The sequence below is a fragment of the Leptolyngbya sp. 7M genome (assembly GCF_018128485.1).
In genome coordinates this window covers 2,861,130-2,875,322 of the sequence record NZ_CP070897.1, presented here as the reverse complement: position 1 = coordinate 2,875,322, position 14,193 = coordinate 2,861,130, and the positions used below count along the sequence as shown (strand labels likewise).

The 14,193-nt window shown below is 49.5% G+C and carries 20 protein-coding genes and 1 pseudogene; 3 read left to right on the top strand and 18 right to left on the bottom strand.

Annotation, left to right across the window (positions count from 1 at the left end):
- Nucleotides 1–384: 384 nt before the first annotated feature.
- Nucleotides 385–1,014: a M14 family zinc carboxypeptidase gene (locus JVX88_RS14060; protein WP_225931413.1), complete on the top strand. Its 630-nt coding sequence runs from the start codon at nucleotides 385–387 to the stop codon at nucleotides 1,012–1,014.
- Here the strand turns inward: JVX88_RS14060 and JVX88_RS14055 are convergent.
- The 16 genes from JVX88_RS14055 to JVX88_RS13980 form a co-directional block, all read right to left on the bottom strand.
- Entirely contained in the window at nucleotides 897–1,637 is a 741-nt protein-coding gene (locus JVX88_RS14055; protein ID WP_225931412.1) for an SDR family oxidoreductase, read from the bottom strand. The two genes, JVX88_RS14060 and JVX88_RS14055, sit on opposite strands and share 118 nt — an antisense overlap.
- A 154-nt stretch (nucleotides 1,638–1,791) precedes the next feature.
- Nucleotides 1,792–2,208: a nuclear transport factor 2 family protein gene (locus JVX88_RS14050; RefSeq protein ID WP_211627895.1), complete on the bottom strand. Its 417-nt coding sequence runs from the start codon at nucleotides 2,206–2,208 to the stop codon at nucleotides 1,792–1,794.
- Nucleotides 2,209–2,225: 17 nt separating this feature from the next.
- A complete protein-coding gene (locus JVX88_RS14045; protein ID WP_211627893.1) occupies nucleotides 2,226–2,837 on the bottom strand; it encodes an FMN-dependent NADH-azoreductase in 612 nt (203 codons plus the stop codon).
- A gap of 100 nt (nucleotides 2,838–2,937) precedes the next feature.
- Nucleotides 2,938–3,816 carry a helix-turn-helix transcriptional regulator gene (locus JVX88_RS14040; protein WP_211627891.1) on the bottom strand — a complete coding sequence of 293 codons (879 nt, stop codon included), beginning with the start codon at nucleotides 3,814–3,816 and terminating at the stop codon, nucleotides 2,938–2,940.
- Entirely contained in the window at nucleotides 3,809–4,558 is a 750-nt protein-coding gene (gene sigJ / locus JVX88_RS14035) for an RNA polymerase sigma factor SigJ (RefSeq protein WP_211627889.1), read from the bottom strand. Before sigJ ends, JVX88_RS14040 begins: the two co-directional genes overlap by 8 nt.
- A gap of 1 nt (nucleotide 4,559) precedes the next feature.
- Nucleotides 4,560–5,375 (bottom strand): serine/threonine protein kinase, encoded by an 816-nt coding sequence (locus tag JVX88_RS14030; RefSeq protein ID WP_211627887.1) that lies wholly within the window; start codon nucleotides 5,373–5,375, stop codon nucleotides 4,560–4,562.
- Nucleotides 5,376–5,512: 137 nt separating this feature from the next.
- Complete coding sequence (locus JVX88_RS14025) at nucleotides 5,513–5,824, bottom strand: ATP synthase F0 subunit C (RefSeq protein WP_315875329.1); 312 nt, start codon at nucleotides 5,822–5,824, stop codon at nucleotides 5,513–5,515.
- Nucleotides 5,825–6,056: 232 nt separating this feature from the next.
- Nucleotides 6,057–6,959, bottom strand: a complete 903-nt coding sequence (locus JVX88_RS14020) for a F0F1 ATP synthase subunit A (RefSeq protein WP_211627886.1) — start codon at nucleotides 6,957–6,959, stop codon at nucleotides 6,057–6,059.
- Between the two features lie 38 nt (nucleotides 6,960–6,997).
- A complete protein-coding gene (locus JVX88_RS14015) occupies nucleotides 6,998–7,417 on the bottom strand; it encodes an ATP synthase subunit I (RefSeq protein ID WP_211627884.1) in 420 nt (139 codons plus the stop codon).
- Between the two features lie 36 nt (nucleotides 7,418–7,453).
- Complete coding sequence (locus tag JVX88_RS14010) at nucleotides 7,454–8,116, bottom strand: AtpZ/AtpI family protein (RefSeq protein WP_211627883.1); 663 nt, start codon at nucleotides 8,114–8,116, stop codon at nucleotides 7,454–7,456.
- Nucleotides 8,117–8,265: 149 nt separating this feature from the next.
- Nucleotides 8,266–8,556 carry a DUF3592 domain-containing protein gene (locus JVX88_RS14005; protein WP_211627881.1) on the bottom strand — a complete coding sequence of 97 codons (291 nt, stop codon included), beginning with the start codon at nucleotides 8,554–8,556 and terminating at the stop codon, nucleotides 8,266–8,268.
- A gap of 2 nt (nucleotides 8,557–8,558) precedes the next feature.
- Nucleotides 8,559–8,987 (bottom strand): hypothetical protein, encoded by a 429-nt coding sequence (locus JVX88_RS14000; protein ID WP_211627880.1) that lies wholly within the window; start codon nucleotides 8,985–8,987, stop codon nucleotides 8,559–8,561.
- Nucleotides 8,984–9,637 carry a CDP-alcohol phosphatidyltransferase family protein gene (locus tag JVX88_RS13995; RefSeq protein ID WP_211627878.1) on the bottom strand — a complete coding sequence of 218 codons (654 nt, stop codon included), beginning with the start codon at nucleotides 9,635–9,637 and terminating at the stop codon, nucleotides 8,984–8,986. The genes JVX88_RS14000 and JVX88_RS13995 overlap by 4 nt, the downstream gene beginning before the upstream one ends.
- Nucleotides 9,638–9,817: 180 nt before the next feature.
- Nucleotides 9,818–10,288, bottom strand: a complete 471-nt coding sequence (gene greA, locus JVX88_RS13990) for a transcription elongation factor GreA (RefSeq protein ID WP_211627877.1) — start codon at nucleotides 10,286–10,288, stop codon at nucleotides 9,818–9,820.
- 10 nt (nucleotides 10,289–10,298) lie between these two features.
- A complete protein-coding gene (locus tag JVX88_RS13985; protein ID WP_211627875.1) occupies nucleotides 10,299–11,384 on the bottom strand; it encodes a 6-phosphofructokinase in 1,086 nt (361 codons plus the stop codon).
- 98 nt (nucleotides 11,385–11,482) lie between these two features.
- Nucleotides 11,483–11,719 (bottom strand): hypothetical protein, encoded by a 237-nt coding sequence (locus tag JVX88_RS13980; protein ID WP_211627873.1) that lies wholly within the window; start codon nucleotides 11,717–11,719, stop codon nucleotides 11,483–11,485.
- A 71-nt stretch (nucleotides 11,720–11,790) separates the two neighbouring features.
- Here JVX88_RS13980 and JVX88_RS44100 point away from each other — a divergent pair.
- Nucleotides 11,791–11,895 (top strand): annotated as a pseudogene (locus JVX88_RS44100) (helix-turn-helix domain-containing protein); the annotation flags it as partial.
- 20 nt (nucleotides 11,896–11,915) lie between these two features.
- Complete coding sequence (locus tag JVX88_RS13970) at nucleotides 11,916–13,457, top strand: alpha/beta hydrolase (RefSeq protein ID WP_211627870.1); 1,542 nt, start codon at nucleotides 11,916–11,918, stop codon at nucleotides 13,455–13,457.
- Here the strand turns inward: JVX88_RS13970 and JVX88_RS13965 are convergent.
- A complete protein-coding gene (locus tag JVX88_RS13965) occupies nucleotides 13,426–13,785 on the bottom strand; it encodes a zinc ribbon domain-containing protein (protein WP_211627869.1) in 360 nt (119 codons plus the stop codon). The two genes, JVX88_RS13970 and JVX88_RS13965, sit on opposite strands and share 32 nt — an antisense overlap.
- A 66-nt stretch (nucleotides 13,786–13,851) precedes the next feature.
- Nucleotides 13,852–14,166 (bottom strand): TIGR03792 family protein, encoded by a 315-nt coding sequence (locus JVX88_RS13960; protein WP_211627867.1) that lies wholly within the window; start codon nucleotides 14,164–14,166, stop codon nucleotides 13,852–13,854.
- Nucleotides 14,167–14,193: the final 27 nt, after the last annotated feature.

Genomic DNA, 14,193 nt, shown 5'->3' with positions numbered 1-14,193 from the left:
GACCTGATCCAAACTGGGCTGGGTCAGATTTAATAAAATCTTGACAAATAAGTAGCAGATGACGCATTTTACTGAGGTTAGGGGATGCATTCGTTGCTTTACTGCTGTTTCCTATTGAGACTCTGTTGCTTTAATTGCTGTTTAAATTTTGGTTCCTTGAGTGGACCTGCAATCAGCTCGATTGGTTCGGCCTCTTAGTCCAAATCATTCGGCCCAAATCATTGAGTCCCGATCATTGAACTCAAATCATTGAGTCCAAATCGTTTAGCCAAATTGCTCAGTGGAAGTTCTGGGGCTTAATTCGGCTTGATTTGGGCTTGATTTAGGCTTAGATCCTTTTCGGTTCTCTGGGTCCACTTTCTCCTACCCCTGTTGATAGTAACTATGTCTGACTTGTCTAATTTATTGTCTGATTTACTGTTTGATTCACGGTCTGATTTACCCTCTGATCTACCCTCTGATTCTAGTAACCCGGCTAGTCCAGCTAGCCCATTGCGCGTTTCTAGTGATCAACCGACTCTAGCGAGTTCAAGCGAAACCGGTTCCACTATCGCTGGTTCCACTATCGCCGGTTCCACCATTGCTAAGTTTGACAGCTACCGCACCGTTGAAGCCACCTATGCTAGCTTGGCCCAGCTTGCTGCTGACAATCCGGATTTGGCGACTTGGGTTGATATTGGTGATAGCTACAACAAGGTCAGCAACAACGAAGCGCCTGGCTATGATATTTTCGCCTTGCAGTTAGGCCGACCGGCGGCAGACCAACCCAAACCCGTATTCTTGCTTCAGGCCGCGATTCATGGGCAAGACTATGTCACCACAGAATTGGCCACCCGGTTTGCTGAATTTCTAGTGGCTAGCTACGGCGTTGCGCCGGAAGCCACCTGGCTGCTCGATTATTTTGATATTCGCATCGTGCCGATTGTCAATCCCGATGGACGCAAGCTGGCCGAGGCCGGTAACCCCTGGCAAAAGAATGCCAACCCCACAATCACAACGCCTAGCTTGCCTTGAGTAGAAGCTTTCAGCAAAGTATTGAGATCAGACGACGTAAAGGGACCGTCAATCAACCGACCGGGACGGATAATCGTATAGGGCAGTCCCGATTGGATAATGGCCGTTTCCCCTTGCTGTTTGGCATCCAAGACACCAAAGGCATTCAGCAAGTTATAGGGCGGTTTATCTTTCCGCTCAACGCCACAAGATGAAATAAACACAAAACGCTTCAGGGTTCTAGGAGCCGCCGCTACAAGGTGCTGTACTCCTTCGGCATCCACCTGCTGAGGGCTGTTAGTAGCCTTGGCCTGACGATAGTTGGCATCTGTAAACACCTTGCCCCAAGTCCAGAGTTGCTGTAGGGGATTCAGCTTTGAATCAAACTGGAAACCCCATTTGGCCGAAGGAAAGGCTGTGGTGCCGGTGCAGCAGATCAGGTAGGTGATGTCTTGCAGCGCAGTTGGCAGCATCTGTGGATCGCGGGTATCGCCGAGGGCAATCTCAACTTGGTCCTGAAACATTTGCTTCGCCTTGTCGGCACTGCGGGTGAGGGCACGCACGGTGTAGCCCTGCTCTAATAGTTTGGCGACCACCAATTGCCCGACTCCGCCGGTTGCACCCGTTACTAGTACTCGTTCCATTAGCCTCCGCTCCGCTGCTCAAATCAACAATGCGTTCTCTGCATCTAGTATAAATGGATAGAGTTTATAGCGATGGTTGTGCCATTAAGCAAGTTCTAACCGATAGTTTATCGGTGCGGCAATATCGTGCCAACTCCAATGCCCACATCCAGGCTCAAGACCTACCTGTCAGGAACTCCACAATCGTAGTCGTATCCGAGTAAAACATTTGGGATTCAATAATTTTCTTATCTCGCATTCTGTAGATACTGACCACTGGCAAATCAAGCGTTCTGCCGCTATGGGACTCCAGTCCTTTCAACCGCCAAAGCACAACCACATACTCGCCTGCATCCAGAAAAACGCCATTCATCTTTCTAGCAGCTTCAGGTTGGAGATGGTCCCAGGTTTGCGCTGCAATTTCAACATGGTGTTTTGCTCCTTCCAGACCGTGATGGATACCTCCATAGGGCAATGATGCGGCATCGCGGATGACAATCTCGGGAGCGTAAGCGGCAAGCACGCCGGCAACATCTCGATTTTCGACAGCTTGAAAGAGGCAACGAATCGTTTCTAGATTTTCCTGTGACATCAGATCTTCCTCCAGTTTTACCAATGAGCCGCTAAGGTTTGAAGCCTGGCTTGAGCCGCTACCATAGATTTCTCTCGGTCACCTAAGACTAGATTATTGACATTGACAAATTCAACATCCTGAATTCCAAACGATCCAAAAATGGTTCGCAGGTATGGTTCTTGATGATCTTCACCAAAGGGGGAACCCGACGAATAGTTGCCGCCACGACTAGTGATAAACAGAGCTTTTTTGCCGTGAACGAGTCCTCGAACTCCGGCTTCATCTACTTCGTAAGTACAGCCAATGCGAATCAAATGTTCAAGATAGGCTTTAAGCGTTGCCGGGATTGTAAAGCCATACATGGGTATTCCAAAGACGTAGCAATCAACTGACAAAAACTCTTCCAGCAATGGATTAGATACCTCCAAAGCTTGAATCATCTCCGGCGTGTGAGTTTCAGGTGGTGAATGAATGGCTGCAATCCAGTTTTTATTAATATAGGGAACTGGAAAACGCCCTAAATCTCGGTAGAGAATCAAGGCTTCAGGGTGAAACTTCTGCCAAGCCGTGATGAATATTTGAGACAACGCTCGTGATACCGATTTTTCACCGCTATAGCTCGCATCAATGTGAAGAATACGTCTCATAAGCAAACCTTCAATCAGCTTATGGATTCAGTATGCGGCAATACTCCAATGCGTCTCTTCAAGATTCTTGCGATTATTTTCAACGTTCTTGCGGTTTCTGCTAAGGTACGCGTCGCAGAAACTCTTTTGGAGTCACGCCTACAAGCCGTTTGAAATGGTAGGTGAAATGTCCTTGACTAGCAAAACCAACCGTCTGAGCAACTTCTGCGAGCGACAAATTACCTATCGCCATCAGTTGTTTAGCTCGTTCAATTCGACAACGAATAAGATACTGATGTGGAGATACATGGGTTGATTGCTTAAATAGGTGTGCAAAATGGTAGGGACTGAATTGTACAAGTTCTGCCAGCTCAGCTAAGTGAATATTTCTATCCAGATTCGCATGAATGAAATCAACAATTTGTTTCCATTGCGCTTGAGTAAAACCACCTGCAATCGGTTTAATCTGACGTGAATGATTTGAATATCGAGCCAGAAGATGGACAACTAACGCCTGAGCGATGGCATCTGCATAAAGTTGGCTATTCATCCCATCGGTTTCCAAAGAAGTTTTTAGCGCTAAACTAATTTGATAAATCAGCGGATCAGAGAGTATTCCTAGCTGAGGAACCAGTTCTAAACGATCGCTGCCAAACAAGTCATAGCCTACCTGCGTGACAAATGATGGCTCTAGAAACAGATTGAAGAACTCCGCTTCACTATCCCAGGAAAACTGTTGACATAGAGCAGCAGGATAAATTGCTAAATCTCCTGGAATTGAGTCAACCACCTTACGCTCGCCATCCACAACCTGCTTCAATCTCACGGGCTTACCTGCATTGAGACAAAGAATATGCCGAGACGATACAAACTCCGGCACGTTCCAGGGCGGTTGCTGAAAGTGAGCAAAACCAATGTTTTTCCAGCTCAAATCGTCACTCACCAAGATTGGCAATCGAGGAAGAATCAAAGGTAGTTTATTTTGTGCAGGATTAGTCACGATTTCTATAACTCACTGTTACATCCTGACTCAGCCGTTTCAGTTTCTCTGGATTCCGCACGCTATAGATAGTTTTAATATAGCCCTCGTTAATCTCAAATGTCATCACACTATGAATGTCACTTCCGCTACGAATGAGGACGCCAGGTAAACCGTTGATTTCGACAATTTGAGCGCAGATGACGGGCGGGAATTTACACTGGATGGCAAGCAAAAATCGAGCGATTTTCATTGCCCCCTGCAACGGTTTTAAGGCAGCAGCAACTCGACCTCCACCATCGGACCAGAAGGTGACATCCTTCGCCAAAAGTGACAGTAGCCCTTGCAAATTCCCCTGGGTAGAAGCTTCGAGAAATTGGCGGGTGATCTGTTCTTGTTGTTGGGGTAAAACAGGAAAGCGAGGCTGTTCAGCGGCAAGATGTTGGCGCGAGCGTCGTAAAATCTGTCGACAGTTCTCAGCGCTCTTACCCACAATTTGAGCAATCTCCGGATAGTCATACTCAAACACTTCGCGCAGAAGGAATACAGCCCGCTCGATTGGCGATAATCGTTCCAGCATCACCAAAAACGCCATTGAGAGTGAATCGGCTAACTCCACCTCTGTGGCCGGATCCTGTTGGGTTAGCAGTGGTTCTGGAAGCCAGGGTCCGACATACTGTTCGCGACGCACCCGAGCAGAGCGCAAGTGATCGATGCAGAGGCGCGTGATTGTAGTCGCTAAATAGTTTTTGGGCGATTGCACACTAGTTTGGGACGTCTGCTGCCAACGATGCCTGACGCATCTCAGGGTCTTTCGCCAGAGCTTTTAATATAATCGGTTCGAGGCCTTCGGGAACATCTCGGCGATATGCCGAGAGCGGTGCCGGCATTTCCTCAATATGCTTCAGCATCACGTCTGTCGGCTTCGCTCCTTCAAAGGGCGGCTGACCGGCAATCATCTCGTAAAGTAGCACGCCGACCGAATAAATATCGGAACGCTCGTCTCCTGATTCCGCACCCGAGCAAAGCTCCGGCGCTAGGTATGCCAAATCTCTTGGCTCCATCGAGCCGAAATCCTGAAGCATCGGGTTATCTGATCCGAGACCGATAATGGTGGCCGCTATCGAACCATCGTCTTTGTTTGACAGAAGAATGTTTTCCGAAGAAAGGTCTCCGTGAATGAGTCCGGCGGAGTGGGCCGAGGAAAGTGCGCCGGCAATTTGACGACCGATGTTGATAACGGTGTGCGACGGAAACTGGCCATCATGTTCTATCACGGAACGCAGCGTTTCACCGGAAATCGCTTCATAAACACAATGATCGATCCCGTTCGAATCCGTCCCAAAATCGATCACCTTCGGGAGCCCGAGCGACGAAGCAGCGGATTCTGCTTTTGCGATGGCAAAGAATCGGTCTCTTTCCGTTTCGGAGACGTTCGGATCGGCCAGTACCTTTACGGCAAAAGGTTTATCCATTAGACGGTGCGTGGCAGAATAAAGCTCCGTTATGCCATTCCGTTTAATGAGCGAGTCAAGCCTGTACTTCTCCGCAATGAGCTTTCCAATAAATTGCCGTTCCATATAGATTTTAGAACGAAACCGGATGCGAATGGTTGCAGCAACTATTAAGGGCCACTTGACGTATTCCGGAAATAAATAGAAAACGCGGGCCTAAGGTCCAAGAAGACGCGGCCCGCATTTGAACTTCAAGAAGCCGATTAGAGCTTCGCGAAGACGATAACCAGAGCAAACAGTACGAGCGATTCGATAAGAGCAAGTGCGATGATCATTATCGTCTGAACTGAGCCTGCCGCTCCGGGATTGCGGGCTGCTCCCTCAGCCGCCTTTGAACCAACAAGTCCCTGGCCAATTCCTGCAAGGCCGGCCGCGAGACCGAAACCTATACCGGCGGCGATCGCCTTGTATGAAGACACGGTCGAATCATTATCGGCCGCACCTTGTGCCATTGCCGGCAAAGCCATCAAAGCGAGTGCCAGCGTGGAATAAGCGAAGTATTTCAATTTGTTCATTTTATTCTCCTGTTTTTCTTAATGGAGAACCGATGCCGCTTCTTGCGTCGTGGTATTATTTCGCCTCGCTTCCGGTATTGCCTGATTTCTACTCTCGTTGGAGTCAGGCCGCCTGTAGCGTGCGGGCATAGTTGCTATAAAACACAAGCCGCTTTATCGGTTCAAATAGCCTAGCGGATGATCTCCGCCTCACATCGGGCAAAGGCCCGAAAACTTTAGAGCAAACCCTACATTAAGCCGTTGCAGGCGCAACCTCTGTATGAGAGGCATCTGAGTGTTCATCATCGTGATGATCGTCAGGATGCGTAACCTCGCTGATATAGATCATCGATAGAAGCGTGAACACAAGCGTCTGCACGAACGATACAAATACTGCGATGACCAAAAGGAACGCCGGGATCAATATCTGTGTGTACGGAGGAGCCAGATTCGTTATCGAAAGATATATCTGTTCATCCGCAAACATATTCGCAAAGAGCCGCACACCTAATGTCATCGGCCGGATCATATTACTGATAAGCTCTATCGAAAATATCAGGGGCGTAATGAAAATACCGACGATCAGCGGCAGCCGCGGACCGGCAAGATGGCCAATATGTTTCAGAAAGCCATTCTCGCTGATGCCAACATAGTTGTAATAAACAAAAGAGGCGATACCGAGCGCGAACGTTACGTTAACGGAAGCGGTCGGGGCCATGAAAAGCGGGAAGGTCGCCATTAGATTGGAGATAAGCACCAGCACCGCAAATGTGGCAACGACTGGAAAATATCTAAATCCATGGTATCCGACAACGCTGATTATCAGGTCCTTTAGTGCAAGAAATCCTGCCTCTAGCGTCATTTGACCACCGGTCGGGTCGTCTTCAGAAAGTTTTCCTTTTAATAGCCAGATAACCAATACCGAAAGCCCACACGCTATAAAGAACATCACCGTGTACCAAGGGATAGCATTCTCCGGTGAATACGGCACGCCGAAGACGGTTTCTGCATCGGTGCCGAAATTCGCAAAGAATTTATCCCAGATCGGCTTGGTGTAGTTTAATTGAAAATTGTAGATCGGCTCGCCAAGGTAATGGTTGACGAATTCGACTATTAGTGGGGTGTGATGTCCGCCGTCTCCTGCAAATAAAAGCATCTTAAATTCTCTTTAGCCGGGACAATTCCGACTGATCATTATTCTGTGTTTCCGGATGGTCCGGTTAAAATTCTGATAATTCCATCAACTACGGTTGCAAAGCCAAAACCAGCGATCCCTAGAATAAAGGGCACGATCGGCAGCAAGCCCGTAGCGTAAACCAATGCGATGAGGGATCCCAATACAAGATATCGCGTCGCATACCGCAAAGCTGAGACCCTCGGCCGTTCTCCCTCGCGTGCGTCGGCAAATATCTTTCGCAGCGATGTCTTTAGCCAGTAATAATTTACAAAAGCGACCGCTGTCCCACACAGGATCGCCAAACCATACGGCAACGAGTGAAGCCCCGCCGCCGCGATGCCCGCTACGAGACCGAGGATCGCCATGATCACAAGGATACGGCCGTGCGACGGCGGCATTACATCGGCACTCGTCTTATGCCCGTTTCCGCCGTTCATTCAAACCTAAAAGTTTACTAGGCTTTCCGCTCAAATTCAAAGCGGCTTGAGGAATTCGTCAGCATCCTTCTCGCTAGAATTGTCCGAGGGATCATCGCCGGCAGCCGGTGATGGCACTAATTCTGTCGGGTTGGTAATGTTTGGACGATCTGCTTCTGCGTTTTCAGACAAGCCGGCTTGATCCAAGAGCGAACGCGGCCGTGCCGAATTACGTGTATTGAGGATCTGCGTGTTTATACGAACAAGCTGAACGAAGCCGATTATGGACCCCAGAATGATGCCGCCAACGATTCCCCACGGTGAACTTCCCAAAAGAGTATCTACAAGCCAGCCGAGTACTAGCATGAAGCCGACCGAGCCGAAAAACATGATCCCGGCAGTCCAAGCAAGTCCGGACATTCTAACAGTCTCGGCGACTGTTGGAAGAAATAAATCATCAGGAGTTTGCACGTCGGTAGCTGATGGAGCCGAATCTCTGGTCAATGTAGGCTCACCTTGAAGGGACGATGCAGATGGCGAAACCGGCGTGTTCTGAATATGGTGATCCGTTATAGCGAAAGGATCGAGTACCTCCACGGACTTTGCAGTAACTAGATCTGGTCCAAGATCAAGGATGGAAGAGTTTCGGGCAAGGTCGGACTTTCCCCCGGAAACAGAGGCGTCGTCATTCTCGTCCGCATCCAAAAGATTCTTTATCATTCGACCCTGACTGCTCCTAGTAGCAGGAACAATTTATCCTGAATCTCCGGATTTGTCACCAATACCTCTATTTGCGATCAATATCTTTGAAAACATTTAGTTTCAATCAAAAAACAGATCCGGATTGGGCCGAAAAGCTTCAAAATAACCTATTCAAGCATAGAATTTCCCTGATTTCTTGGGTCATAGCGTACGCCGATCTTTGCTCCGGGGGCGTACTTTAGTGGTTCTCTGGCCTGCTCCTCGGTCAACAGCTCAGAGGATTCGAAATCAACACCATTCAGCGTATAAACATAGAAAACGACCTCCCGGCCACTAGGTGTGATGTCAGTATCGATTATTCGGCCGTCTGTTATACGTCCATTTTCCTTTAAGAACCGGCGACGTATAACTTCAGGGTCTTCCTTACTTTTTCTCTTAAAGATTCCCAGTAATCCCATGTTCAATCTACTACTAGCGGAGCCTTGCCGAATCGAGCCCGCAGCCGATTTGCCGCTTCAAATACTGCAGGCCTCTTTATGATCCGAGCTTCGAGCGGACGCTTTCCCGGAATGTCCAGCATTATCAACCCCAAAAGAATGGTGAGTATGCCCTGCCCCGGCACACCGGGCAACGATAGCACAATACCAAGCAATATCAAGAAAACGCCAAAAATGTTCTTTGCGATCACTGCTCCCCATCGCACTATCCACGGGCTGTCCGGCATAAAATCCTCTTGGTAGTGTGAACTAAAATAATTCGCCGGTATTTTTACAAGAACGATCGCTATGGAGATAAAACTCAGGGTCAAGGAGCCCACGAAAAGGCCCGCCCCTAAAGCGATTGTGCCCCAAGTCAAACCGGACCAGATCTCCTGGAACCATTCGATCATATTCCCCTTGCCCCTTCCATCCTTCGAAACTCTTTCCAAATAAAATACATTCGATGAACTAGAGTCCAGACGGAACCTACTGCCAAAACCCAAAGCACCTGCGGCATACGGTTAAACCACCAAACGTCGGAATTCCAATCCCATGTAGAAAGTGCCCCAATGACCAGAAGCACTACACGTTCCGGCCTTTGAAGAAATCCAACATTCGCCTTAACACCAAATGCCTCAGAACGTGCGGTTGTGTAGCTGACCATCACAGAGGCCATCATCGCAACCCCCGCTAGTACAACATTCAGCAGAGAGCGCTGGGGCGTATTGCTTGCATAGAACGTAATAATGCCGAGGAACACGACCATGTCCGAAAGGCGATCCAGCGTCGAATCAAGAAAGCCACCGAAACGGGTTACGTTTCCCGTAAGCCGGGCTACGTTGCCATCGAGCATATCGAATAGATTCGCTCCGATCAGTACAATTCCCGCCCAGAAAAATTCGCCCATACCGAACAGGACGCCACAAAAGATGTTGATCAGAACCCCGACCGTCGTCAGGACATTCGGATGGACCCCCGCGGCTGCAAGGCTTTTGACCATCGCACCAATTATGGCCATTGCACCGCGGCTGATCGCGGCCCCTAGGTTCAAAGGCTTCATCTGCTTAATGCAAGTGCCTTCCGATCGACGAAAGGCACTGCCGGTTTGGTCAATATTTTAGGTTATATGGCTCGATCACAAAAGCTTCCGGTAATTTAAACTTCCATTCGTACGCCTTTGACTCGCGAAACCGAAATCTTCAGATCCGTTTTTATCTCGGTCTTTGCACTGGCCGATCTTTCAGCCAACTTCTTCATGGATCGTTGTCAGTCGGCTGATCTCAAATGTTCGGAAACCATTTGGTGTTTTTACCCGTACTTCGTCGCCCTCTTCTTTTCCCATCAGGGCTTGCCCGATAGGTGAGACTGTCGATATCTGGCCATTCTCAGGATCGCTTTCTTCAGAAGTTACAAGCTTATAGATCACTTTTTCTTCTTTCTCGACATCGAAAAGCACCACGCGCGAGCCATATGCGACACGATCGGTCGGCAATTTAGAAATATCGATGGATTCAACCTCGCTAATGCGCTGCCTTATCTGCATTATGCGAGCCTGAACGATCGACTGACGCTCGAGCGCGGCCTTGTACTCGGCATTTTCTCTAAGGTCGCCAAATTCGCGTGCCTTTTGTATCTCTTTAGGCAACAAAAAATGAAGCTCTTCTTCAAGTGCGTCCAATTCATCCTGTAGCTTTTTCCTTACTTCTTCCATATCCAAAAGTTCAACCTTTTCCTTCGAGCGGTGCTCCGAACGAAATACCTATGTCTCGAGCGCTTCTAACCAACTGTCCGTCAACTGGAACGGTCTTTGTATTAGCGCAAGCTTCCGAAAGCGGCACCGTTACTATCGTGCCCGCCTGAAGCGCGACCATTTTTCCGGTCTCGCCGCTTACAAGTGCGCGTACCGCACAAGCACCAAAATTCGTACCCAACATTCTATCAAAAGCGTTTGGGCTTCCGCCTCTTTGAAGATGTCCGAGCACAACGCAACGCGATTCTTTGCCGGTCAGTCTCCCTACCTCGCGGGTAACATGCTCTCCCACACCTCCTAGACGAAGATTCTGCGTGTCAGAGTAGATCTCTTCGCCGCCGACTTCAGTAGCCCCCTCAGCAACCACGATATTCGTAAAGCGCGAACCGGCCCGCTCCCGGGCAAGCACCTTCTCAGCTACGGACTCAAAGGAAAATGGGATCTCAGGGATCAAGATGATATCGGCGCTGCCGGCAAGCCCGGCGTGGAGAGCTATCCAACCCGTATTCCGCCCCATCACCTCTAGGACCATAACCCGATCATGCGAAGCAGCCGTCGTATGCAAACGATCTAGGGCTTCGGTCGCAACATCGATCGCCGTCATAAAACCAAATGTCAATTCAGTTGCTGCAAGGTCATTATCTATGGTCTTCGGAACACCGATTATCGGGAAACCGCGTTTGTGAAATTGCTCAGCGATCGCAAGCGTGCCTTCTCCGCCAAGCACGATCAGGGCCTCGATTCCCAGAATATCTAAATTCGCCAAAGCCTCTGATATTGGCAATTCCGGAAAGAACGGCTTTCCGTCGATCATCTGCGCAAAGCTACCGCGATTCCGAGTTCCGAGTATCGTTCCCCCTCGAGGAAGTATGCCGCTTACCGTTTTCGGCGTGAGACTCATAGTGTGAGTTTCACCGAGAATGCCCTCAAAACTGTCTTCGATCCCGGTAACCTTCATACCGAACTCACCCACAGCGGTCCGCACGACCGCCCGAATAACGGCATTCAATCCGGGCGCATCACCGCCACCCGTCAAAATTCCTATCTGCTTGTACATATGAGACTAGGACTTGAAACTATATTAGCTTAAGGTGTGATGACGAAGAAATCAGCGCCGATCAGAAATGGCTCGGATCACTCAAGGACAAGCTAGTGTCACCAACGATTAAGGGCAATGTTTCTTTCTGCAAGCTTCCCCGATTCGCCCATTACCTCGATCGCCTTTAGGACCTGTGGATCAACCTCTAGCAGCACCTGAGCAGATGCTTCATTCGAATAGCTTGCGGAGGCAAGCTCTTGTCTAAGACGCATACGAACATAGTCTGCTTCATTATTGATTATTTCAGTTGTCAGGTTGTTTGCCTTGTCCGCTAGAGCAAAGTTACGGAACACTTCAAAAAGTCGATCGTTTATCTGAAACGCATTAGCAGGAAGATTTCTCTGATGATTCTAAACACAATCCACCTGCCCGTCTGGAAATGGATACCTTAGTGCGGCTATGCCAAGCGCTCAACTGCCAACCGGGTGACTTGCTAGTCTATACTCCAGAAGAACAGCCCCAAGGATAGCCACTCAGTCGCGAGTTAGCATGGCAGCAATTCAACCCTTGCCCAATCCGGTTCAGTTGTTCCAAAAGCTTCTACAAAAGCGGCGGGGAAGGCCATACCTGCTGTTGAGTGGACTGTGCGCTATAAGTGCCTGTCTTTACTGTAGCAAGCCTGCCAACGCGGCGCAGACCGTCATTGTGCAATATGCCGACCAACGGGCTACGGTTTCCCTCACTGAGCTGCAAACTTTTGTTGAGGGTGGAGAAGCAACGCCTGAGCTGCAAGCGCTAATTCAGCAAATCCCAACGCGTGAGGCGTTTGGCCGTCAGATCTTTGCCAGGGTGTTACCCTTGCGATTTGCCCCCAGCGGCGATCAAGAAATTTCCCGCAATGCTCAGTTCATCCTGTATCAGATCAACAAGTTGGTCGGAGAACCATCCGGCGAAGCTAACTATCCGGTTCTGCGTCAAGCGTTGATTGAGGCTAGCATCAACAGGCCCGGCCTCACCATTATGCGGCTGCTAGAAGTCTACCCAGAAACCACCGTGCGGGTTGATCTGCTCAACCTCGAGCAAATTTTTAACGACATTAGTCTTTATCTAGAGCGCCTCCAGCCCTTATTGCAATCGCGCCAACTGATCCACGACTGGTTCTGCGAATGCCCCGCCCCAGCAGCAGCAATCCTAACCGCCGCCTCATCTCCCTCATCTTCCCGCTCGTTCAACTGCGGCCCCAATCTCCAGCTTCTGCACACCCAAGCTGACCTTCAAGACTGGGGTGAAAATGGACAAGCGCTGCTTTCCGTCTTGCTCGCTCTGGAATGGTTGACTCAGTCATCTGGTGAATCAATTCCTGGTGATCAGAATGGTACTGATTTAGGTTTCTCAATGCTATTGCAGAACAGGCAATTGAATTATCGTAATAGCATTGCCGAGTACAGATTAAGAAATATTCCTGGAGATATACCCGATTACCAAACTGCCCATGATAAACGCTTGGTGTTTCGATTCGGTCCGTTTGGGCGTTCCATTTCTGTAGCCGAGCTGTCTCAGTTTGCCGAAACAGGTGAAGCCTCCAAAACACTCCAGGCGTATTTAGACATTGCCGACCTTGATCCGGTGAATGTGCGGTCGATCTTGAATCAGCAGGTGACGGTCGATTTTCGTTTGGTCGATCGAGCCTTGAGCAGTTTGTTAGGAGAATATGTTCTGTTTCGGATCAGCGATGTGCTGCATACGTCTTCTCAGCAAGCCGATATCCCAGCTCTGCGTTCGGCCCTGCTGCTCTCGGCGGCGGATGACAATCGCATTTCTGCAATCGAATTTTTGCAACGATTTCCAACGCAGCAGATCTATGTGGATGGGGTGGTGCTCCTGCGGGCCGTACAGTTTACGCGCCGAACGCTGCAGCAGGATTTAGGCCAAGTCACCGATCGGATTGCGGATTGGTTAGAGAATGTGCAGCGGACGATTGCGGCTGAAATTTGCGACTGCCAGCTTCCAGACAATGAATTGCCAAGTGAACCAGAATCTGGCGAGATTTCGAGAGATCTCAAGAGTTTGATAGAGCAATCATCAAACTAACGGCCACTAGACCCAGCAGCACCCACCAACCTTCGTTGCCTCGCCAGGATAGGGGAAACTTGTGAGTCCGATAGGCCCCTCGACGCGGCGCAGTTACCGTGGGCTGAAGCCGATTGTGGTAAAGCATACATTCTTTGGCATAGGGGCGCTGCGGATAGTTGCAGGTATCGTCTTCGTGATAGGTGCAGGTATCGCAGAGATAGGTTTCGCCCTCCGCTCGGTATAGGGGAATTCCGGGATGCCCATAGGCTTTTAAGGCCGTGCGGCAATAGGGGCAGGTAACGGCCTGCGAGTCAATCGATTGGTGGCAGCGCGGGCAGGTGGGCATGGTCGGGAATTCTGGTCATGGGTTGTAATTGCTTTGATCCTAGCCTAAGCCCTGATCGGGCGTGGTTCAATCCTGGGCTGGGAACTGCTTGCGCACCTGATAGCGGGCAGATTCCACAATCGTATAGGTATTGCCCATGGCTTGCTTAAACTGGGCTTCTACCCGCTCTAGCTCAACAGCCGGAATCGCTTTCCAGTCGTCTAAGCTGGCCCAGTGAATCACTAAAATCACCTCGGCCAAATTGTCAGGACTGATCCAAACTTCTTTATTCAGAAATCCCGGATACTTAGAGAGAAAAGTTGTCCAAATTTCGGCATCCTTCTGCACGTATTGTTCTCGCAACTCTGGAGCGACTCGCACTTTCAGCCATTCAATTTCCATACGCTGCCCTCGCAAATTACCATCTTG